The organism is Pseudomonas sp. PvP100 (genome assembly GCF_017833055.1).
Lineage (GTDB): Bacteria > Pseudomonadota > Gammaproteobacteria > Pseudomonadales > Pseudomonadaceae > Aquipseudomonas > Aquipseudomonas syringae.
Map to the genome: position 1 here is coordinate 2155571 of NZ_JAFIBO010000001.1, position 22701 is coordinate 2178271.

The following is a 22701-nucleotide window of genomic DNA, read 5'->3' on the forward strand; positions in this document are numbered from 1 at the left end:
ACCACGGCAAAACCCAGGCACGCTTCACAGGGACATTGCACATGACCACAGCACACAGGGTTCAAACACAGCCCACTGCAGGACGATGGGGGCAACTGCTCGCCGCTTGCCTGACCGGCATTCTGATCCCGTTATGCTTCACGGGCCCTGCCGTGGTTCTACCGTCGATAAACCAGGCACTGGGCGGATCAGCCGTCGAGCTGACCTGGGTCATCAACGCCTATATCCTGACCTACGGCAGCGCGATGATGGCCGCCGGGAGCCTGACGGATATCTACGGCAGAAAACGCGTCTGGTTGATCGGGCTGGCGATCTTCGTGCTCTCCACCTTCGCCATTCCGGCAGCCTCCTCCGTCGTCCAGATCGACCTGCTCAGACTGGTTCAAGGCCTGGGCGGTGCAGCAGCGTTCGCCGGGGCGATGTCGTCGCTTGCCCAGACCTTTCATGGCGCCGAGCGCACCCGAGTCTTCAGCCTGCTGGGCACCACCTTCGGTATAGGTCTGGCCTTCGGCCCTCTCGCAGCCGGCTCGCTGGTGGATTCGGCAGGCTGGAAATGGTCATTCCATGCGACTGCACTCATCGGCGTTGCGGGGTTCCTGCTGGTGCTGTTCAGCGCCACCGAGTCAAAGGATCCCGACGCAACAGGTATGGACTGGCCGGGCGCAATCAGTTTTACCGCAGCATTGACCCTGTTCACTTATGCCATTCTGCTCGCCCCTGAAGAGGGTTGGACCGATCCATTGGTGATGGGTGGCATCATCGGCTCACTGCTGCTGTTCTGGGTATTCATTGCGGTGGAGCGGCGCGTCGCCCGTCCCATGCTGGACCTCTCGTTGTTCAAGAGCGCGCGCTTTGTCGGCGTGCAGATTCTTGCAGCCACTCCCGCATTTTTCTTCGTCGTGCTGATCATCATGCTGCCAGCGCGCTTCATTGGTATCGACGGCCTCAGCGCCTTTGAAACCGGGCAGATGATGACAGCCCTGGCGGCGCCCCTGCTGATCGTGCCCCTGCTTGCAGCGCAGCTGGCACGTCGTTTCACGTCAGGACTGCTGTCCGGCGTCGGGCTGCTGCTGGTGGCGGCCGGCCTGTTATGGCTGGGGCTGGCACTGGACAGTGGCGCGATCAGGACAGCGTTGCTGCCGATGGCCTTGATCGGTATCGGTATCGGCCTGCCCTGGGGGCTGATGGACGGCATGGCGATCAGTGTCGTTGAAAAAAAACGCGCCGGCATGGCCACCGGCATCTTCAACGCGGTGCGCGTTTCGGCAGACGGGATCGCTATCGCAATCGCGGGTGCCCTGCTTGCAACGTTCATTCAATGGGGACTTTTCGACGCACTCAAGGATGTCTCACCTGATGTGGTCACCGAAGCGGCCAACCGCGCTGCCTTGGGCGATCTGCACAATGCGACAAGTATTCTGTCCGGTCAGGCAGCGTTGCTGCACCAACAGTACGTCAGTGCCTTCCGCAATCTGCTGTTCATTCTCAGCGCCGCCACCGTGCTGACGGCCGTGGCGGTCTTTGCGCTGCTTGGTCGCGTACGCGCTCATGAAGAACCGCCCATAGAGCCCTCCGACACGCTTGAACTGGCGGGCGAAACCAAGTGAGTCCCTATGAAATACCAGGCGCAAAGCGGCATCCAGCCTTTGCAAAAGTGTTCGCGCCGGGTCATCTCACGTTCGGGTTGATCGCGCCGCTGGAGGGCTACCCCGACTCCGCAGCACCGACCATGAAAGACCATCTGGCCCTCGCCATTCAGGCCGACAAGGCCGGTTTCGCCGCGCTGTGGCTGCGCGACGTACCGCTTCTCGATCCGGGGTTCGGCGACGCCGGCCAAGTGTTCGACCCTTTTGTCTACGCCGCGCTGCTGTCTGCCGTCACCCGGCAAATCTGCATCGGCACGGCAGGTATCATATTGACGTTGCGCAATCCGCTGATGGTTGCCAAACAGGCGTGCAGCGTCGACGTGTTGCTTGAGGGGCGCTTCCTGCTGGGTTTGTCTACCGGGGACAGGCCCGGCGAATATCCCGCGTTCGGCGAGCATTTCGACACCCGCGCGGAACGCTTCAGGGACGGCGTCGAACTGCTGCACGCGGTGACCGAGCAGTCTTTTCCAGTGTTCAGATCGCGCCATTACGGGCAACTCAATGGCGCGCTGGACCTACTGCCGAAACCGGTTTTCGGGCGGCTGCCGATGCTTGCCATCGGCCGCTGTCAGCAGGACATCAAATGGCTGGCCAATCACATGGATGGCTGGATATGGCATCAGAGCGGCTTCGACACCTTGCCTGAAGTGATCAATCATTGGCGCAGTGCCAATGAGCAAAGGCACTTCAAGCCCTACGGCTATGCGACGTTCTTCGATCTGGACGAGAACAAGGACGCGCCGATGAAAGTCGGCCGCGGAATCAGTACCGGGCGCAACGCCCTCATCGCCCTGTGGCAGCGTCAGCGGGAACAGGGGGTTTCGCATGTGGCGCTGAACCTCAAGCCCCTGAGGCGTCCGGCCACAGAAGTGTTACAAGAGCTGGAAGAGTATGTGCTGCCGTACTTCCCGACCCGCCGGGGTGATCATGCCTGACCGACTACTTGGTCGGCACGGCCACCGCAGGTTCAGGATTTAGCAAGGACGAACGATCCAACCACCGACCTGGGAGGTCACGATGCGCGCTGAAAAATCCTATCCGATAAAAACCAACCCGATGCGCAGCAGCCCGAACAAGATACAGCTGGGTGTTTTCTCCACCAATACCGAGGGTGGCTGCACCGTCACCAATGCGCCTGAACGCCTGCGCGGAGACGATTGGGCTGGCAACCTGGAAATCGCCCGGATTGCCGACGATGCGGGGTTTGAAGCCTTCATACCGGTAGGCCGCTGGAAAGGTTTCGGCGGTACCAACAATACCGGCGGTGTCTGTTTCGAAACCTATACCTGGGCTGCCGGGATTGCAGCCCTGACCAGTCAGATCGCGGTGTTCACCACCTCGCACCTGCCCACCGTGCACCCGCTGTTCGCGGCCAAACAGGCGGTGACCATCGACCACATCAGCGGCGGGCGCTTCGGGCTGAATATCCTCTGCGGCTGGTATGGCGCGGAAATGCGCATGTTCAGCGGCCACATGATGGAGCACGACAAACGCTACGACTACGCGGAAGAGTGGCTGCACATTGCAAAAAATGCCTGGGAGCAGCAGACCCCGTTCGACTTCAAAGGCGAGTATTTCTACATCTGCGGCGCAATCTCGCAGCCACAACCCTTGAATAAACCCTACCTGATCAATGCCGGAGGGTCGCCGCGCGGCAAACTATTCTGCGCAGAACATTGCGACGCCGCGTTCCTGATCGTCAAACATCTGGACGGCGAACAAGCGGTGCGTGAGCAGATTGCATCCTACAAGGACCTGGCGAAACAGAAGTTCGGCCGTGACATAAAGATATGGTGTTATGGCTACGTGGTGCAGAAGGACACGCAAGAGGAAGCAGACGCTTACCTGGACTATTACGCCAACCAGGTGGGTGACGATGAGGGCTGCGACATCATTACCGGCGAGCTGGGTATCCAGACCGGCATTTTCACCCCCGAAGACGCCGTGCGTTTCCGTTTCCACTTCAAGGCCGGATTCGCCGGGGTGCCACTGGTAGGCACACCCGAGAGGATCGTGGAGCTGTTCAGGAAGTATTCTGACTGGGGGATCGACGGCATTGCCCTGACGTGGCTCGATTACCACGAGGGTATAAAGGACTTCGTGAGAGAAACACTGCCACTGATGGAAGACGCGGGCCTGCGTGAACCCAGAGTTGTGGAGGCGATTACTTCGAAGGTGTCCGCAGAAGTAGCCTGATGGCCAGGCCGCCCTGGCAGTGCTGGCCAGGGCGGCCTTATCCGAACAGCTTAAAGGGCCAACATGCGTTGCGGATTCAACAGAGTCACCTCGGTGCGGCGCTCGCCGCTCAAGCCGAACGCGTCGAACCACTGCCCGCTCAGCGACAGCCACTCGTGGACATCGACCTGACTGGTCTGCCCCAGGTCCGAGCTGTAGACCACATTGCCGACATGACTCAACACATCGCTGAAATCCTGCCGGTCCTGATAGCCCAGCAAGTACGTCAGTGCGGTCTGCTCGATGTAGACCGATGGCTCTGTGCCGATCAGCGCAAGCTCGGCCGCGTCTAGACCGGTCAACGGATTGGCAGGCTGGTTGAGCATCAACCTCGGCACACCGATCCGCAGCGCTTCGTCGATCAGCGTCCTGACTTCATCGGCATCGGCATGCCCGGTCGAGATCACCAGCGGATAGTCACGCGCCATTCTCAGAATATCCAGCGCCTGTGGCGTCAGACGGCCGTTCTCCGATGTCACTCTGGCAGGCTTGATGGGCTTGTCCCGCAACAACGGATGGCTCAGGTTGCGGGCCAGCGTGCTGGCATGCGTTCTGCCGGTCACGGTTGGCAAATGAACCATGAAACGCCCCGGCTCATCGCCACGCAAACAGAGGCTGCGCTCGACCACCCGATAGTCGATGCCGCCGGCAATCTCGTTCAGGACCACTGAGCCGCTGACCGGAAAACCCTGATCGCGCGCTTCCCACGCCTGGGCTGCCGTACACCCCAGATGATTCTTCAGCACCACCCTGCCCTGTGCCCGCGCGTAGCACCTGCCCGCCTCGATCGCACCATGACGACGAATGAACGCGTCAGGATTGGCGTGGTAATGCACATCGATGAAGTTCAGCGCGTCGACCTGGCTCATTGCACACACTCCTGGCGGGTCATCAGGAACGCGTCGATGCTGTCCAGCACCTGCTTCAGGTCATCCGCCAGAGGACGCATCCCGCCCCCCTCCACGCACAGCGAGCGTTGCTTCCGGCCACGGGTACGCAGCACATTGCGCACGCCCACCAACTGCGACTTTTCGCCGAACACGCTCAACACACGCCCCTGGTAATCGAGCAGGCATTCACTGAGATCCACACCAGCCAGCAACCGGAAACCCACTGTCAGGCGCTGCCCCTGCATCGAAAGCGTCGCGTCACTCTCGTGGCCGGCTGGGTCCGCTCGTTCATGGACCTGCCCGTCAGGCAATACCAGGTTGTCCAACAGATGCCTGGCTTGCTCGACATGCCCCTGTTCGGCCAGGTCCGCCATATGTCCCAGCTTGGAATCGAGTAACCCGTCGGCCTTGGCCGGGGAAGACAGCAGCAGCAAAGCAGGTGTCGACTGCAGAAATGAACTGCCTGCCAGTGCCTGCGCCAATGCACCGCCCAGGGCAACGCCGACCAGTACATCCGGCACACCCCATGGCTCGAGTGCGCAGGCCCAGCGCTCGGTAAATGCGCCAAAGTCCTCACCCGGCACAACGGGCAGTGACAGGGAATCAAACACCGTGACCTGAAAACCGGCGGCGGTGAAATGCTCGATCAACGATTGGGCAAATCCACCTTCGTCCCAGACCGGCATCACCGGTGACAGAATAAAGACGCGCGAATGCCCGGCACCAAAGGTCCGGAAGGTCATGCAATGACTCATGGCTTTTGCTCCTGCAAAAAGAACCAGACCCGCCTTGTCGAGCGGGTCCGGTCGTTGCTCCATCGTGAGGGCTCAATCGTGAAGGCTCAGCGGGGCGTGCGAAGGCGTTCGACACTGGCGGCATACCCGCGCAAGGTCGACTCGACAATCAGTTGTGCGGGAAGCACCTCCTTGATCAGGTCCGCGACTTCGCCTGCCCAGATGGCCCGGATACTGACATCGTCGGCCGCCAGCGCGGCTTCATAGTCCAGGCGCAGTTGACCGGCTGACGCAGCGAAAGCCTGCTCCTCACCCACCCAGCTAGCGGAAAAGTCATTGCCGATCACACGTCCGCTGTAGCCCTCGGGCCAATCGATGCCGCGCACCTGATCGAAGATCCGGGTTCGCACCGTATCGCTCGCAACCGCCTGCAGCAGTCTCTGTTTTACCCGTTCGGAAGGCAGTGCCTCCTGTGAAGCCAGAAAGCGCGTACCCATCATCACGCCGTCCATGCCCAGCGCCAGCGCAGCAGCCATGCCACGCCCGTCGGCGATCCCGCCGGCACCGATCAGCACGACATGCTCACCCACAGCGTCGCGGACCGCCGGAAACAGCGGCAATGAAGCGCGGCGCAAACTGTGACCACCCGCCTCGGCACCTTGCACGATCAGCGCATCGGCACCGGCGTCCAGCGCTTCAAGCGCCTGGTCGACGTCATGCACCTGAACGATGACTTTGGCATTGGCCTGATGGATGGGCCTGACGAAAGGACGTACATCACCAAACGAAAGGGCAACCACCGCCGGACGATACTCCAGCGCCAGAAGAAGCAATTCGAACTGTTTGGCCACGGTAAACATGACCAGGCCTACGCCCCAAGGCTGCTGCACCTCTCGCATCATCTCCAGTTCACGCGCCATCCATTGCGGGTCGCCGTAACTGGCACCCACCAGACCAAGGCCACCGGCACGGGAAACCGCAGCCGCCAGACGCCCACCGGAAGCGCCGCCCATGGGCGCCAGAATCAGCGGGTGGTCAATGCCCAGAAGTGAGGTCAGTGCTGTATTGATCGTGGTCATCGCATAATCCCTGTGCAATCCGAGTGAATATCAGACGAAGGCGGCCTGTGCGCCGCCCCCTTCTGCCGGTTGTGGCTCCAGCCGGCCTTTTGTAAGGCAATTTCAGGGGTGATGTACTCGGCCACGTTGTACAGGTGATATTCCCAGGTACCGGTTTCTTTCAACCGGGAATAGCGCGACAGAAACTCTGCGTCGGTAAACAGCGACTCGAACTGGCTGCGATCGCTCCATTGCGCCTGATTGATAACGGTCTTGCCGTCGATGCTTCTCATCAATCGGCTCCATTTGAAGGCACTGTAAGTGCGTGCCACGTAACTGACCGTCTCTTCAAGAATCTGAATGGCCAGATCCTGAGCCCCCTCATTTACCTGTACGACATTGATCAGATAAACCGCGTTGTCATCGCTGACGGATTGGGCGTCGAACAATTCCATTTTCATCATCATTTCCATTCAAGTGGGAAGGCAGATCAGTTCACGCCTGCGAAGGCATCGCGACGCTGATTTTTTCAGCGTCAGTCAGCCAGGGCTGGTCGTAGCGATAGGTGCTGCGGGCTTTTTCCAGCGTCCAGCCAGCCGATATGGCTTCGATGATGCGGCGTTCTGTCTGCTCGACCGCCTGGGCACGGCGTACGACCTCGGCGGCCAGTTGCTGGGGAATCACAACGCACCCGCTGCCATCACACACCAGAAGGTCGCCGGGCCGGACTGTTACGCCATCGATGAGCAGAGGCACTTGTACAGCCTGGAGTTGAGCGCGGTTCTTTGCCGACTGCATGAAACGCCCGCGACTGAACAATGGGTAACGGCACTCGATGACCGTATCGATATCGCGTGCCACGCCATCGATCACAGTGCCCTTGATACCATTGGCCAACGCGAAGTGGGTCATGATGTCGCCCCATACCGTGCAGTCCTGGCGTCCGTTGTTTGAGGAAACAATCACCGCACCGGCCGGTACATGATCGATATAGTTGGCAGCCCCCTTGAATAGCGCAGAGACATCGACCGGCTCGTACTGCACGGTAAATGCGATGCCTACGCAACGAGTGCCAGGTACTTGCGAGGCAATACCCGAAAGCCCGCCGTCGACCCCCAGGCTGTCCAGAGCGTCAGACAGGGACGCAGTGTCGAGATGTTCACATGCCTCCAGCACGGCTTGCGCAATGGGTACAGCTTCAAAGTGCGCTGACATGACGTTCTCCCTGTGCTGAAACCTGTTCGTTGCCATACCCGAACGTGCGGGACTGCAACTCGATGCACTGTTGAACGATCGCTTCGCCCACCTGAGCCGTGGTATGGGAACCGCCGAGGTCATATGTGCGTGTGGATGTGCGAGAAACCAGGCTGACGGCCTGGCTGATACACGCCGACTCGGCCGGGAACCCCAAATGCTCCAGCATCAGCGCGATGGCCATGAACATCGCGCCGGGGTTGGCCTTGTTCAACCCCGCATGGGCAGGCGCGCTGCCGTGCACCGGTTCGAAATAAGCCCCTGAATTGCCGAAGTTGCCACTGGGCGCAAACCCCAGGCCTCCCATGACTCCGGCGCCGAGATCGGAAAGAATATCGCCGAACATGTTCTCGGCAACGATCACCCCGAAGCGCTCGGGACGCTGCACCATCCACAGGGCAACCGCGTCGACGTTTTCGATGACCCCGGTCACGTCCGGATAACGCAGAGCTGTTGCTTCGAAGATGCCCCGTGCAAAGGCGCTGCTGTGCCGCAGGACCATGGGTTTGTCGACAAACGTGACCCGCGTGAAGTGGTTTTTGCGGGCGTACTCGAAGGCGTATTCGAAAATACGCGTCAGGCCACTTCGCGTCTGCAGGCGCAACGTCACCGTCGCATCATCCTGCCCTTCTCGCTGCCACGCCGCGCCGAGGGCTTCTCGCTCTTCGAGCAGCGGCACCAGTGCATCCGGGATACAACCGAAGTCCAGCCCCGCATAAAGCCCTTCGGTGTTTTCCCTGATCACGACAAAGCGAAATCTGTTTTCGCCAGTCATGTCACTGACCGGGCGGACATTGGCGTACAGGTCAAGATTCTGCCTGAGCTGAATGACCGGGCTGACATAGCGGCGGTTCTGGCCCTGAAGCGCCAGTGGCAACTCTGCTTCGGCCTCTGCCAGAGGTTTGCTGGTGATTGCGCCAAGCAATGTCGCGTCGCAACTGGCCATAATCTCCCAGGTCCGGGCCGGAACGGTTTCCCCCTCGGCCCTCCAGCATTCCCAACCGATGTCCGCCGCAATCAGATCGAACGGCAGGTTCAACGCCGCGATTACCGGCAGTGCCGCCTCCATGACCTCAATGCCGATCCCGTCACCGGGCAAGACACAGATGCGCTTTCTGAGCGCTTGAGTGGTCATAGCGCGACTCCCTTGACGCCATTCGGCAAGCCGGTAGCGATGGTCGACAACACCGCTCGCGGCGCAAAACGCGCCACCTTGTCCTGCTGATGCATCACCTCGATCGCTCGGTACTCGGAGGTCAGTTGAAAGCGCTCGAGGGTGTCTCGCACGCGTTGACTGCTGTCATAGGGAAAGTTGTAAGTGCCCAGAATGATATCCATCAGCGGGCTAGGCATATTGTTGTGCGGTACCGCGCGGGCCGTGGCTTCCGACAGTTCCATCAGTTTTACCAGGTCATAACCATGACTGACGCCCGTACGCTCCAGGTAGGCAACCAGCATACTCAGGTGAAGATTGCCGGCCCCTTTGCCCATGCCGCATATGGACGTGTCGATGTATTCAGCGCCGGCTTCTATGGCGGCCGCTGCATTGGCCAGCGCCAACGACAGATTGTTATGCGCGTGAAAGCCCAGCGGCACCAACAGCCGGCTTGAGAGACGACTGAACAGTCGGTCTACATCGGCTGGCAACATGTGGCCATTGGAATCCGCACAGCAAACGATATCTGCGCCGGCACCCTCCGCGCGCACTGCCGTATCAAGCACGCTGCCTGGCGTCTGCGAGGTGACATGCGTCACATTGGCGCTGACACTGAAGCCGTGATCGCGAGCCAGCGACAAGGTCACAAGCCCCTCATCCAGTTGATCGCGCCTCAAACAGACGCGGATCATCGAAACGCCCTGCTCCTTGAGCATGGCGAAGTCATCCGTGGCGATGTTTCTGGGGTGAACCATGACGGCCAGTTCGATACGGCCGTTGGCCGTCTGCGCAATCTTTTCAATGAAGCCTGCGCCTACATCACTGGTCAGACCGTGCTCGCCTTTCGGGGCGAAGGATCCTTTGCAATAACCAATTTCGCAGAGGTCGACACCCGCACTGGCCAAGCCAGCGACCACTATCTGCGCCTGATCTTCTGTGAAGTTGAAGTTGTTCCGATAACCACCGTCACGCAAGGTAACGTCGAGAATTTTTACGTCGGCCATGAGAATCTCCGGCTGTCCTTAGGGTGTCACCAGGGTGCTTGAGATGATCTTGCCACTGCATGAGTTTTTATAATTATCCAACAGCGCGCCATCTAACAAACCTTGCCGAGCCGACACCTTAACGTCTCGGAGTTTCGAGTCATGAACTGCTCCACTCGACATTGATCCTCGTCAAAACAGCCGAACTTGTAAACTGTCGATATTTGATGAGGGGATGGGAATTTTTTCACCACAAGACTGTTTACCGTCAACATGACCAGCGCGAACTCAGGCCTGGCTAGCGATAACAGCTTTCCACATAATTCATGGCAGCCTGGATGGACGCCACCGCGCGCAGGTCTTCATGCACGCCGAGCCAGACATCGACTTCCAGCGGAGCCGACAACTCCACCCGGCAAAGACGATCATTGTCCTCTACGGCAAAACTGGGCAGTAACGCGATGCCCACACCGGTTTCCGCAGCACGAATTTGCAACTCCACCGTTTTGGCCTCCAGCACAAAGGGTCGATCACCGACGATATCCCTCAGCCAACCGTTCTGACTGTCACTCATCAGTTCATTGTCATAAGCAATAAACTCATACTGCTGCGGAGGGCGTTGCTCCAGATAAAAACGTGCGCAATAAAATGAAAAGGAAGCCGTGCCAATACGCCGCGCGACAATGCCGCTTTCAACAGGTTTGGAAAACCGTATACACAGGTCAGACTGGCAACTGGATAACGACGAATACTGGTGATCGCCCAACAAGCGCAACATAATGCCGGGATGCATCGCCCGAAACGCCCCCAATTGTGGCACCAGCTTCTCGACCGCCACCGACGGCGGCGCACTGATGGTCACCTCCACACCCTGCACCACCTGAGCCGCAACCGCGAGACGACCAACAGCCTGGGTCTGCGCCTCGATCTGTCGCCCGATCGCCGCCACACGTCGTCCCTCATCAGTCAGTTCATACAAACGCTTGCGACGGTCGACAAGCTTTACATTGAGAGACCTTTCCAGCGAAGCGATACGGCGCGAAACAGTGGCGTGCTCCACACCCAGTATCCTTGCAGCACCACTCAGGGAACTGACCGTGGAAAACATCACGAAGTAACGCAGGTCCTCCCAGTCAAAACAGATCCTGGGTTTTCTGAACAGGTTGTTAACATCGAAGGTAGCCGATCCATCCACTGGAGTCATTGTCATCCAAGCCTTATCCTTATGCGCTCGTGCGAATAGTTAACTTCGTTATGTTTTGAACTGAGTGTTGGCAGGCGTTTAGAACGATAAGGATAAGGCTAACGACTTCCTCAGGCCCGACTAGCGAGCGGGTGCCGCTGGGTAGTTTAGTTTATTGCGGAGTGGGGATTGCGGAGTGGGGTTCGGATGATTTGGGACGGGGGTGTCCGGAGTGGGGGTTTTGCTCGGGTGACAGCTTTTAAAACAGAAGCAAGGTAGAATTATTTTAGAATAGATAAGAAAATCAATTATACTCTTAGCTCGAAGATACACGTTATCAAAACCTATCCATCAGCGAACTTATATCTCATAAAATACATTACTTAATAAGTCCAGCATCTGAAAGCATATCGATGCTTTCCCCATTGCCGCGAATGCCGCTAGTAAGACCCCCTACCGCAAAATCTGACTTGCTCCAAAATGACTGCAGCGAACATGGCCAGCCACTCGCTCTTCGTTGTAATTAAGGTCTTTAGAAGCGAGTAACTATATCCTTTCGTTCGCCATTAAAAGCGAAAGATTTTAGAAGCGAGCCTAGCTTAGCAGAGCCGCTTTCGGCAGCCGAGCATTAATCACTACACGTGTTCTCTCCAAGGGCCTTAACCATACCGTACCGAACCGGCTTTGCTATCGTTCAAGGCCTGATGCTTGTCTTGCAACCCGCCACGGCATGCCAGTGGATCATAACTTGCACGATTCCCAACCAACTTCTTGGCAAGGGCATCCACCTCTTCGTATGGGCGCTTCAATACAATCGTTGGCAATGCTTACACTTGACGGGACTCAGCCAACACTAGCAGTAGCTTTCTTCATCGCTTACGACCCTCTAACGCATGCCACTGCATGGATCTGAAACCGAAGCACCTAGCTCAGATAGAGCAAGTGAAACCTCATTAAAAACCTCCAATGACACACATTATGGTGAAAGCAAGCCAAGAAACTTACTTACTTCCTCAAACCCTAATCTCACCATAATATTAATCGCATCTTCACCCATATTTAGATCATAGCAATCCCATAATGATATCAACATCGTTCGACTCGCCCACTAAGCCCAACCTCTATAACGCTATAAGCATGCCATTGCCTATCACTTAGCCCTAATAAAGACCTTACAAAATCAGACCTATCTACAACGCCAGACTCAAAGCCTTCTAACAACTCTCTAAATTCAGAATCAAGGTCGCTATTAGTCATAGTCTCTGGCAGCGCAGCGTAGTAAGCAATTTTTTTCATACCTAGAAACCCACTGGTATATGTGTAGAACTGGAGGGTTTTCTATACAGCAAACCATCTTACCCCAGCAATTTACCTCTTATTTTAATCTGTGCCGTCCATCCAGAGCCCGAATTAGAACCAGGAAATCTTTCAGCAGCGCTTGCATCAGGCGCATGCCATTTCACTTCGATATTCTGACCATTGATTCTATACTGAAACTTACTACCAGCTGCAATCGTAGCAGAAGACTGGAAGCTATTTGGAGTACGGGGCGGTACAAATTGCTCTAAATCCGAAATACTAATCCTTCCGTTATCGATAAAAGTTTTGGCTGAAGCCTGTGGATCAAAAAAAGCTGCTGGCTTACTCGGCCTTGGTTGACTTAAGTAACCAAAATCACCATCTGCCTGCGACACAGGATACGGTGGTCTTGAAACAGGCTGGTTTGCTGGCACCTCCACGGTAGCTTTTGCACCACTGCCAAACTGAACCCACTTCCCTCCAACCCACTTGACCGCAAACCCACCAATCTCTGCAGTGATCAAACCACTGGCGACGTCAAATATCAACCCACCCGCCTGCTGGTCGGATTGCGCCAGTAATTTATCCCCCGCACGCTCAAGCCTTGAGCCGGATCCAGGTACTTGAACTGGGCCTCGTTGGAGGTTTGTCCATCGATGAACGCCTGACCGGTGCGGGCCACGACTGCTTGCTGGACGAGGCGTTGCTCATACAAGCCATCGCCCAAGCGCTTGGCACTGACTTCGGGGTCGTAGCCCAGGCCTGCGAGCAGGTAATCCGAACTCATGAACTGCTTGAGCTGGGTGAGCACTGGGTCGGTTTCAATCAGGCATTTTTGCGGTTTGGAAGCGAACGAACTGCTGGGCAGGCCCTGCACTCTGATGACGGGTTGTACTGCCGCAAAAACAGCTGGCGTAATGGCGCTGGCTTGCGCCGCGGCGGCGAGTTGAATGCTGGTTTTTTTATTTTTGTGACGGGACTGGTCTGAGTATGTTCAGATCATTTCCAGCTTCAAGCGTCGAGGCGCGGTTGGTCGTCTCGACCACTTGCTGACTGGTGCGCTGCTTGCCGTTGCCAAATGTCTCATTGCCCGTCGGCCGGACAGGAACTGCGACGTGCTGTCTGCTAATTTGAGCGTGTGAACCTTTGCTTGTGGCATAGTCATACTTCCCTGCGCCGCTGACGGCATCCTTGGTGCTACCGTGGTCGTCATCAATGCTCACGCTAAGGCCATTGTGTGAGTTTTCGCGCTGTTGTTCAGCTCAACCAGCGCAGCAAGGCCGTCGATGACTTTCGGAAGTCCACTGACTTGGGGTAGAGGCAGACTTTTTCGACTTTGGTGTCGCGTCGCATCATGAAGTGCTGACTTCTGAAAAGAATCGGGAGCACAGCATCAAGCTTCAATGGCTGGTTTGGAGTGTGTGGTTCATGAGGCGCTTACGATCGATAAGCGCATGGCTCGTGTTCTTCCGACATCAAGAACGCGGTAGCCTAATGAAATGGTCACCCCCACACCCTGCGAGGGCTAAGGGTTTGGCCATCATGAAGCGTCTGGCGGTTGTTTTGGCTGAGCATGAACTTCCCGTTCGTCTGACGGTGCTGCTGCAGCGTTTGCACAATCACCTCATCTATCTGGATGAGCAAATCAAGGCAATGGATAAAGAGCTGGCATGCCAAGTGGCCGATGATGATCTGGGTAGCCGTTTGCTGAGCATTCCATGTGTAGGCCCGATCACCGCTAGCCTGCTAGCTGTGGAGATGGGCGATGGGCGATGGGCGATGGGCGATGGTAAGCAGTATCGATGCAGCCGGGGCTTTGCCGCATCAGTGGGATTGGTACCCAAGCAATACAGCACCGGCGGCAAGGCCAACTTACTGGGGATCAGTAAACGCGGCGACAAGCACCTTCGACAGTTGCTCGTGCAATGTTCCAGGGTCTACATGCAGAGACTCGATCACCAGAAAGGAGCCTTGGCCGACTGGGTTCGTTCATTGCTGAGTCGACGCCACTCCAATGTTGTGGCCCGTGCCTTGGCTAACAAGCTGGCGCGAATCGCTTGGGCGATAGCCGCGCACCATACGCAGTACGAAGCAGGGCCAGGCGCCTGAGCGCCTGATTCGGCAGTTGTTGCTGTACCACGATTTACCTTTCAGGTTTTGCGATAGCTGAATAGTGGATGACGTAAACGGCCTATCAGCCTGACGAAGAACCTGTTTTAAAAATTGGCTCAGCAAGAAGCCGGTCGCCTTTTCAGGATCGTTAGGCGCGACTCTCATCATGGCGCGTGTGAATCATCCAATAGACGCCGGATAGATTTAAGCAAGCCAACTACTTCGCCCATGAATCAGCATTGCAAAAAAGGGGGTGACCATAGATTTTTAAAATTGATTTCTCCCGCTCAAGACGGGCGATACGAACTTCGAGCTCCTGGATTTCCTGCTGCTCTGGACTCAATGCTTGCTCTGAGGCGTTACAACGTTACGCTTCTGCTGGAGCTGGCTCACCCAGCGACGCAGCGTAGACTCGACCACCCCAAGCAAGCGGAATGCTTCGATATGGCTATAGCCTTGATCGAGCACGAGGCCTGCGGCGTCACGTTTGAATTCAGTGGAATAGGTACGGCGTTGTTTGGTCATCAGCCCCCTGTCTGGCGATATTCTCGCCTAAATGAGTGTCCGAAATCATTAGACCACTACAAACTCTCAAGACGCTCAACCCGGTATGGAAGGTTTAAAGTCTTCAATACTTTTTCTCCTCTCTTCCAAAAGAGACACAACAAACTGGGAATCAAACCCCACAAGAAACTCGATCGCGTCATATATCTTCCATCGATGAACTTCTGGCTTATCAATTATCGACATGAGATAACCCTTAATAAGAGGGAGATATTCAAAATACTGCTCACGCTTTATAAATGATAACACATCAGTGATCTCGAAAGGATTGCTAGCTGCCAACTCTATTATTTTGGACAGCAGGGGATAAACCTCCGCTCTTGCTACGTCTTTTTTCCCCGCACCAGCCATATTGGCATAAAACATAACCACAGCCATAAGAACCTGACGAAAAGTATCATCGTACCCATGCAATCTATGAGGATATATATTAGTTATAATAGCAGACTTTTTCTCGACAAATTCCTTCAATACACTAAACCCCTCAAAAACCCCCCAACTGGCCAGCAACTTCGCAGCCAAAAATTTTACTACTTCATCATCTGTGTTACGAAGTAGATCAATTACTGCCTCCATTCTTTCTTGTGGAATATCTTCTAAATCCAAGTCACCTGCATCAGCAGCATAATCTGCGCCTTCCGGAATATTGCTAAGCAAAAAATTTGTTTTATGGTCCATAATAAACACCTACTTATCGATATGTTTTATATAAGTGGCTGGAACGCAACCTTTGATCAGACACTCACCATCGCGAACAGTATTACCCAGATCAGACTCTGCCCTAGATAAAGAAGTTTGATTTTTTGGCGAAGGGTTAATGATATATTTTTCACGCGCCGCATTTACTCTAGCTTGCAACTCAGCTACAACTTCACGATTTGTCAAAAACCTCGTATCAGGCAATAGACCGGAATCGATGTCTTTTTGCAGACGATCGACATCGATTTCGATTTTATTCGAACCATAGCCCTTAGGATCGGAAGCAACCCGCGGATCGGTCACAGAAATATAGGGGGAATTTTCAGACCCTCCGCCACGTACATGTGTTTGAATACTACCAGTACCATCTTGATTTGGAGGCACCAATTCGCCATCTTCATTTATGTGCGCCTTCGGTTTACCGTTACTCCCGATCTGCGAAGAGAAATCATCATCGCTGCGCACTACGACATTATCATCTAAAGCTTTTGAACCTGCATCAATCTGTCTATCTACCAGTGCTTCACCGCTTTTTTCAAGCCGCTTTGACGCTTTCGCAAGCACCTTGCGGAATGCAACCCCCCCCCAGCAGCGGCTGCTAATCCTCCCCCAATGGCCTCCGCCAACTCAACAGTTTCTTCGGGCGTGAGCTTGAGCTTGGCCTGGAGTGTTTCTGCCACGGCCTGCGCGCTAGCACCGGTCGTCGCAACTGCCAAGGTCTCCTGAAACTCTAGGTTCTCATTGATCAGGATCTGCAGCGAGTCCTTGGCGTACTTAGAACCATCACCCAAAGCATCGTAGACACTCGAAAGATCGGCTACCGTGTTAGCAACATCCCTTGAGGACGGTTTACACAGGGAAACGTCGAACCTGCAATTGATGATCGCTTCAATCGTTTGATCCTCGCTTACTTTTTTGTAAGCGGCCACAATCGAATCGCACTCGGCAGGGGCACATTTCCTTAACTTTTCGGCTGCCTCTTTCAACTGGTTATGGGCAAGGTAGTTGTACTGCGTACTGTTAGCCGTCACCGCCGCTGCTGCCGATGCGTCCCCACCCGTTGCGGCAGCAGTCAGAGCACCGATCAACTCCGAGGCAGTCATCAGCTTGCTGACACCTCCCTGATACGCTTGGGAGTTTTTGCCTAAATCACTTGGCAGCATCCTCTGCGCCAGATAATCGACAACCATTTCATTCGCACCAGCGGCCAAGGCACCCGTTCGGAAATCGCCGCCCATTGCCTCGGACATCAACCCGCCAAGCACGGCATGCATGCCGACTTTGGTGAGTTTGCCCTCATCGAACAGAGTGAAATCACCGATCTTGCCTGCGGCAATGGCGCCACCCGTAGCGATTCCCGTACTGACGATGGAAGAGCCAAGGTTATCCTTGAAACTCCCGCCCATGATCGCGGTCTTGATCACAGATTCGGTGATCACCTTAGTCGCAACGGTCTGAACACTCGCAAGGTCCAAGCCCAGATTTTTCGGGTTGATGGTCGGTACGAAACCTGCCATGACGCCCGCCATGGCGTATCCCTTGATGGCGCTGGAAGACGTCACGTCTTTGAAAACAGCGCCAAGATCACCCTTGTTGTTGATCGTGCTCGTCACCGCCGTCGTCGCAACGCTGGTTGCTACAGCGCCGCCAATACCAGCGCTTAAACCAAAGCCTGCTGGGCCCATCACCGCCGCCATCAGGATGGCGACAACAATCTGCGCAGCAGGCCCAAGGCCCGAGTTGTCGTACTTGAAGCTTTCGTGGATTTCCTTGACCTGACGCCAGTCGATGTCCCCTCGTTTCTCGGCATCCTTGATCCAGGCCAGTTGCGGATCGGCCTTGACCATTGCGTCGATGCTCTGGCTTACACTTTGCTGATTGACCTGTTTCACATCAATGCGCAGACCGTTGACGGCCTGAATGGCAACTTCGCCTTTGGCCACCAGTTCGCTCTGGCGAAAGGTCTCGTCGGTTGTCCCTTTGCCTTTTGTCGAGAACCACGCTGCACTGCTTTTGTTCTTGGTGTGGCTTTCGTCGTGGAGGTCTTTCACGCCCTCGAAATCGATTGCGCCGCCACTGTTGATCAACAGGTCATTGCCACTGTTCAGTTTGGCAACCTGATAATGCTGGTCGCCGCCACTTGCCAGCGTCAGGTTACCGCCAGTCGTGATTTCACTGCTGATATTGCGCGTGTCGGTCACTTCATCGCGCTTGAAGTTTTTAGCCCCAAAACTCCCCCTCTTCTTTTTGTCATACAGCGAATAATCACTGTCCTGCGCAGCCAAGATGTCGAGGTTTTCACCGGCAACCAGGTACGCCTCTTTACCCGCCGTAATGCGGCTAGAGATCACGGCGAGGTTCTGGCCAGCCTGCAAGGCAACACTCCCACCGGCATCAAGATCAGAAGAAACCTGGCTGACGTGGTCTTCCTGACGGGTCAGTTTTTTGCTTTTGGACAGGGAATGTTCTTCGTCCGCCGCAGAGCTGATGGTGAGGTTTTCGGTCGCCGCCATGGTGATGTCGCGTTTGGCGTCGATCTGGCTGGCGATGATGGCAATGTCGCGTCCGGCCTGAACGGTCAGGTCGCGCCCGGAACTGGCGGTGGAGCCCAGTTGGGTGATGTCGCTGCTGTTGTGTTTGCTGTCCGAGAACAGGCTGTTGGTGACTTCGGTCGGGGCGATGGTGACATCGCGTCCGGCCTGGATGCTCATGTCACGACCGCTTTCCAGCACGCTGCCTTTGTTGATGACGTCGCGGCCTGCCGAAATGCTCATGTCGTTGGCGGCTTCGATGCGCGCTGCGCTGTCGGCGAACTCGTTGTGGCGCTGACCGCGTGCACTGTTGTCCATCGAGGTGACGCTGCGTTCGTTGATCACATCGCCATTGATCGAGGTCAGTGATACATCGCGACCTTTGATGATGCCGCCAGCGGTGTTGATCAGATCATTGCCCGCGAGCAGATCGAGCCGGTTGCCGGCTTCTATCAGGCCGGTGTTGATCAGGTTGTTGCCTGCGACTGCCGAGAGGTTGTTGCCTGCGACTGCCGAGAGGTTGTTGGCTGCGTGCAAGGTACCGACGTTGTCGAGGTTCTGGCCAGCGATCAGTGAGACGTCGTTACCCGCAATCAATGCCCCGGTCGGGCCAAGGCGATTGTCGGCCTGTGCCAGATACAGCACCGGCACCAGCACTTTCTCGCCATTCACTTCGTGCTCTTCGAGCCAGACGATGTCGTGGGTCAGCGCTGCGACTTGTTGTGAACTGAGCGAAACGCCCACAGCCAGGTTCAGTTTCTCTTTGCTGGCGATGGCGTTGTTCATCAGGTACTTGAACTGGGCCTCGTTGGAGGTCTGCCCGTCGATGAACGCCTGACCGGTGCGGGCCACGACTGCTTGCTGGACGAGGCGTTGCTCATACAAGCCATCGCCCAGGCGCTTGGCACTGACTTCGGGGTCGTAGCCCAGGCCTGCGAGCAGGTAATCCGAACTCATGAACTGCTTGAGTTCAGTGAGGACCGGGTTGGTTTCGATCAGGTATTTTTGCGGTTTGGAGACGAAATTGCTGCTTGGCAGGCCTTCCACTCGGGTAACGGTTTGTGCTGCTGCGGCAGCGACCGGCGTGATTGCAATGACTTGATCCACTGAGTGCTGGAGCCGATAACAGGGCTATTCTGCGTAACCATCGAGTTGCAGTTACAGAAATAGGATTACAAACAGCTGGCGTTACCGAGACACTCTGAGTAACCAAAGAATTGCTGACTGAAGAAATGACTAGCCCGCCCTGAGTAGCGACAGGATCGCGAACAGCGGCAATGACCGGAACGTCTTGAGCATTTACGACGGCTTGGGTAACGGCGGCAGTCACGCCTTACTGGGTAACTATTGGAGCCTGATTGACTGCACTGAGCAGGTTACCCTAAGTCCCATTTACCACCTGACCGATCTTGTTGACCTGAGGGCCCGTACCACTCGGGCGTTCTGGGCGGCTGAGCTACCTGAAGTCGAAGAACCAGCAGTGATATTAGGAATACCCTATGCCGGGACTGCATTCTAGACGGGTAGCAGAGCACCGCCGATAAGGAGGCTCATAGCAGAGGTGCAATCAGGTCGAAAAGTCCGCTCTGATCAGCGGGCAGTTTTAAAAATTCTGAACAAGGCTCTTTCATACACGCATTAGCCTCTGCCACTAGCTATAAGCCCCAGAAAAAACTTTCAAAAAGTTTCGACTGAGATCAGCCATAAATCATTTAGCCTCATCATCCATGAGTGACTTATACTTTTTAAAAACTCCAACCTCTATTTCTCCACCATCAATTAACCGCTCATAGAAACGGCGATCCACCGCCCATTCCTCAAACACTAGGGACGCCACCTGCGAACCATTATAGTTAGTACAGAAGCCAAGTTGCCAGTGAGTAGACAGCTTATTATTGCTTACAAAAAACAAGTCAGCCGCGTACGGCTTTGGATACTCATCATCAACGTCAACACACAAATAGTACCAAGGGCTATTCTCCCAAAACTCAATACCATAAACAACATACTCACTACCTAAGCTAATATCGATCTTACCATCTGGTCTGAATATTTTATCTTTCAAAACGCCCAAAACAACTTCATCAGATATATCTTTCAAATCATTTATCTTACATATCACTTTCAAACCATTCACCTTCAGTCAATGCTATGCTTTTTAAATTTAAAATCCATCAAAGTCCCAGTTTTTGGATCTCTAACATAATGAACAACTGAGTCCTTACCATCGGCAGACTTAACTTTGTATTCAATTTTGTCCATACCCTTGAACGCTTCGTCGCCTAAGTTACGTATAATCACATCCCAAGCGCCAGCTTTAGCTGCTTCTAGCGCCATTTCATCTTGGAGGCTTTTAGGTTCTCGGCTCCACTTATCTACTATTTCCTGATTCATCACCCCCGGCGCAGGAAGCTCAACCACAGGCCTCGAATAATCAACAGGCGTCTGATCAGCAATCTGACTGCCACCCGTCGAACCCACACCAGCAGGCGTCGCTCCAGCAGCATACCCGCCGCTGGACGGATTCGCACCCTGGGCCTGAACGATAGGATTCACCAGCCTGGTGTTTTCGCCGTCCAGCAGATGTACCGGGAATGTCGTACTGAACAGAAATTTCCATATCTCTATGGAGGTGCTGACCTGCTGTTCGGCTGACTGGCCTGATTGAGCTACAGAGAGTGCGACGGCATTGGCTGCCGCTCTCAATCTATCCTGACCTTCCGGCGTCGCTGCTGTGGTAGAAAACGCAGCACTCAGGGCCACAATTGCGCCAGCACCCAGCGCCACTACTGGAACAAAACTCGATGCACCATCATTTGGTTTATTCAGCGTGGTCAACAAAACCATCGCCTGCATCGCTTGATCCGGGTGCTCCTCACCCAGTTCGGCAATACGTGCGACGAGCGCTTCCGCATTGGAGCCCAGATTTTTGTCAGCAACCCGGTTTAGAACTGTCCTGATGCCCGCCGACCTTTTGTCTTCATCCAGGCTGTTGAGTTGTTGCATCAGTTCGGTACGAGCGACTTGGCGTTGTGCTAGTTCTGTCGCGTTACCTGTAACAGCCCCTAACGGCAGTAACGCGGTGACCACAAGCATGTCGACCAGTTTGTCTATTGTGTTTCGACTGTTTTCTCCATAAAGCGCGGCGTTTTTTTGCCATTGATCAAGTGTCTCTTTCGGGCTGGCAACCGCATCCAACGAACTCTTCGTCACATACAAATCAGTCCGGTGCTCGTCATCACGCGTGATCTCGTAAGCCTTGTCGACATCACGATTCAAGCCCGCTGTTGAGTCCTTGCCCGCCGTGTCACTGCGCACCACCACATCGCCCGCACCGACCGTGCCCCGGACGATCTGCTCACGATCCTTGTTGTAGTTCCAACCCTCCACGCTCCAGCCGTTTTTCTGGTTGTCGCCCTTGCCTACCTGACTTGAGTCCTGCGTAGTGTTGCTGCCAGTGCCGTACGAACCCCCGACGTTCAGGTAGTAACCGTGCTCCTTGTCCTTGCCCGCGATGTCGCTGTAGCCCAGCGTGTTGGTGTCCAGCTTGAGGTTGCCGCTATCGGAAGCGATCAATGCGCCGTCGAGCTGGGTGTGGTTCTCGGTGCGGATGTCGACCTTGTCTTTGGCCGTGATGCGGGTCTGTTCCTCGATCCAGTTCTTGGAGCCGTTGGTCTGACCGTACCCGACCGAGCCGCTGACACTGCCGCCAAAGCCCACTACAACGGTCGCGCTGAGGTCGAATTCCTTACCTTGTGCCTTGCCGGTATCTGGCAGGGAAGTGACATTGAATTGCCGCGCAGTGTGACACCAGCAATATACTTAAATTAAGCAAGGACGCTTCGATCCCGCGCACAGAACCCAGATACTTATTAGTCAGACGCCCAATCAGATCAAGCTTAATCAGCTCACGCTTCACAGCAAGATTAAGCTTTAGCAATATCGATATACACACACTCGACTCTAGCTTTTTTTTGGAACTCATCAAAATCCGGAACGTAAAACCTTATTGTATTATTTTCAGCATTAAACCCTGTTCCATCGTCATCAAAAATCAACGGCTGACCAATGCTAGAAAAAAAAAACTCTAACTCCTCAACATTGCTGCCGAGCAATTGTTTTCCGAAATAATAAAACTCAGCCTCAGGATGGTAAAGCTGAACACCTTTTACCTCGTCATTAGCGTCATACCAAACTTTAACAACTGCCCCACCAAACACATCTGTAGAGTTTTCTGAAAACTGAGTCTTAGGAAAAGTTCTATAATCTCCTCCTAGCTTTTTTCTTAGAGCGCTTCTAAAACGAGTATTTTTAAAAATACTCAAACCATCAGACTCATCATACTCAAATCTCATGC

20 protein-coding genes and 2 pseudogenes are annotated in these 22701 nt (G+C 55.1%); 4 read left to right on the plus strand and 18 right to left on the minus strand.

The genetic code is table 11. The features are described from left to right. The first annotated feature begins 41 nt into the window (after window positions 1–41). From JOE39_RS09040 to JOE39_RS09050, 3 genes are all read left to right on the plus strand, one after another. A complete protein-coding gene (locus tag JOE39_RS09040; protein ID WP_209996145.1) occupies window positions 42–1607 on the plus strand; it encodes an MFS transporter in 1566 nt (521 codons plus the stop codon). Beyond that, a complete protein-coding gene (locus JOE39_RS09045) occupies window positions 1604–2581 on the plus strand; it encodes an LLM class oxidoreductase (protein ID WP_017279612.1) in 978 nt (325 codons plus the stop codon). The genes JOE39_RS09040 and JOE39_RS09045 overlap by 4 nt, the downstream gene beginning before the upstream one ends. A gap of 82 nt (window positions 2582–2663) precedes the next feature. Next, window positions 2664–3842, plus strand: a complete 1179-nt coding sequence (locus JOE39_RS09050) for an LLM class flavin-dependent oxidoreductase (RefSeq protein ID WP_209996143.1) — start codon at window positions 2664–2666, stop codon at window positions 3840–3842. A 50-nt stretch (window positions 3843–3892) separates the two neighbouring features. Here the strand turns inward: JOE39_RS09050 and JOE39_RS09055 are convergent, their stop codons facing one another. The 11 genes and pseudogenes from JOE39_RS09055 to JOE39_RS09105 form a co-directional block, all read right to left on the minus strand. After that, window positions 3893–4750 (minus strand): DUF6282 family protein, encoded by an 858-nt coding sequence (locus tag JOE39_RS09055; RefSeq protein WP_096113643.1) that lies wholly within the window; start codon window positions 4748–4750, stop codon window positions 3893–3895. Continuing rightward, the gene (locus tag JOE39_RS09060) at window positions 4747–5526 is read right to left on the minus strand and encodes a hypothetical protein (RefSeq protein ID WP_210078646.1); all 780 of its coding nucleotides are present in this window, start codon (window positions 5524–5526) and stop codon (window positions 4747–4749) included. Before JOE39_RS09060 ends, JOE39_RS09055 begins: the two co-directional genes overlap by 4 nt. 86 nt (window positions 5527–5612) lie before the next feature. After that, window positions 5613–6584 carry a nitronate monooxygenase gene (locus tag JOE39_RS09065; RefSeq protein ID WP_044312964.1) on the minus strand — a complete coding sequence of 324 codons (972 nt, stop codon included), beginning with the start codon at window positions 6582–6584 and terminating at the stop codon, window positions 5613–5615. 86 nt (window positions 6585–6670) lie between these two features. Beyond that, window positions 6671–7024: pseudogene (locus JOE39_RS09070) on the minus strand (antibiotic biosynthesis monooxygenase); the annotation flags it as partial. A 34-nt stretch (window positions 7025–7058) separates the two neighbouring features. Further along, window positions 7059–7778 (minus strand): RraA family protein, encoded by a 720-nt coding sequence (locus JOE39_RS09075; RefSeq protein WP_209996140.1) that lies wholly within the window; start codon window positions 7776–7778, stop codon window positions 7059–7061. Beyond that, entirely contained in the window at window positions 7762–8952 is a 1191-nt protein-coding gene (locus tag JOE39_RS09080) for an isocitrate/isopropylmalate family dehydrogenase (protein WP_210077451.1), read from the minus strand. Before JOE39_RS09080 ends, JOE39_RS09075 begins: the two co-directional genes overlap by 17 nt. Beyond that, complete coding sequence (locus JOE39_RS09085) at window positions 8949–9977, minus strand: nucleoid-structuring protein H-NS (RefSeq protein ID WP_096113646.1); 1029 nt, start codon at window positions 9975–9977, stop codon at window positions 8949–8951. Before JOE39_RS09085 ends, JOE39_RS09080 begins: the two co-directional genes overlap by 4 nt. A 277-nt stretch (window positions 9978–10254) precedes the next feature. After that, window positions 10255–11166, minus strand: a complete 912-nt coding sequence (locus tag JOE39_RS09090; protein ID WP_003394681.1) for a LysR family transcriptional regulator — start codon at window positions 11164–11166, stop codon at window positions 10255–10257. A gap of 1328 nt (window positions 11167–12494) precedes the next feature. Next, window positions 12495–12986, minus strand: coding sequence for a hypothetical protein (locus JOE39_RS09095; RefSeq protein WP_146052060.1), 492 nt, complete (start codon window positions 12984–12986; stop codon window positions 12495–12497). Next, window positions 12983–13249, minus strand: coding sequence for a hypothetical protein (locus JOE39_RS09100; RefSeq protein ID WP_210077449.1), 267 nt, complete (start codon window positions 13247–13249; stop codon window positions 12983–12985). Before JOE39_RS09100 ends, JOE39_RS09095 begins: the two co-directional genes overlap by 4 nt. A 151-nt stretch (window positions 13250–13400) precedes the next feature. Further along, window positions 13401–13661 (minus strand): hypothetical protein, encoded by a 261-nt coding sequence (locus JOE39_RS09105; RefSeq protein WP_080288651.1) that lies wholly within the window; start codon window positions 13659–13661, stop codon window positions 13401–13403. Between the two features lie 271 nt (window positions 13662–13932). Between JOE39_RS09105 and JOE39_RS09110 the strand changes: the two genes are divergently transcribed. Further along, window positions 13933–14547, plus strand: coding sequence for an IS110 family transposase (locus JOE39_RS09110; protein WP_280922631.1), 615 nt, complete (start codon window positions 13933–13935; stop codon window positions 14545–14547). Window positions 14548–14815: 268 nt separating this feature from the next. Here the strand turns inward: JOE39_RS09110 and JOE39_RS09115 are convergent. From JOE39_RS09115 to JOE39_RS09145, 7 genes and pseudogenes are all read right to left on the minus strand, one after another. Then, window positions 14816–15075 (minus strand): annotated as a pseudogene (locus JOE39_RS09115) (transposase); the annotation flags it as partial. Between the two features lie 75 nt (window positions 15076–15150). Beyond that, complete coding sequence (locus JOE39_RS09120; RefSeq protein WP_010409358.1) at window positions 15151–15792, minus strand: hypothetical protein; 642 nt, start codon at window positions 15790–15792, stop codon at window positions 15151–15153. A gap of 9 nt (window positions 15793–15801) precedes the next feature. After that, window positions 15802–16377 carry a hypothetical protein gene (locus JOE39_RS26315; protein WP_235815244.1) on the minus strand — a complete coding sequence of 192 codons (576 nt, stop codon included), beginning with the start codon at window positions 16375–16377 and terminating at the stop codon, window positions 15802–15804. Next, complete coding sequence (locus tag JOE39_RS09130) at window positions 16326–19130, minus strand: DUF637 domain-containing protein (RefSeq protein ID WP_245227533.1); 2805 nt, start codon at window positions 19128–19130, stop codon at window positions 16326–16328. Before JOE39_RS09130 ends, JOE39_RS26315 begins: the two co-directional genes overlap by 52 nt. Before the next feature lie 922 nt (window positions 19131–20052). Beyond that, complete coding sequence (locus tag JOE39_RS09135; RefSeq protein WP_227443074.1) at window positions 20053–20466, minus strand: hypothetical protein; 414 nt, start codon at window positions 20464–20466, stop codon at window positions 20053–20055. Window positions 20467–20483: 17 nt separating this feature from the next. Next, window positions 20484–22064, minus strand: a complete 1581-nt coding sequence (locus JOE39_RS26320; RefSeq protein WP_245227478.1) for a hypothetical protein — start codon at window positions 22062–22064, stop codon at window positions 20484–20486. Window positions 22065–22270: 206 nt separating this feature from the next. Beyond that, complete coding sequence (locus tag JOE39_RS09145; RefSeq protein ID WP_210077447.1) at window positions 22271–22699, minus strand: hypothetical protein; 429 nt, start codon at window positions 22697–22699, stop codon at window positions 22271–22273. Window positions 22700–22701 lie beyond the last annotated feature (2 nt).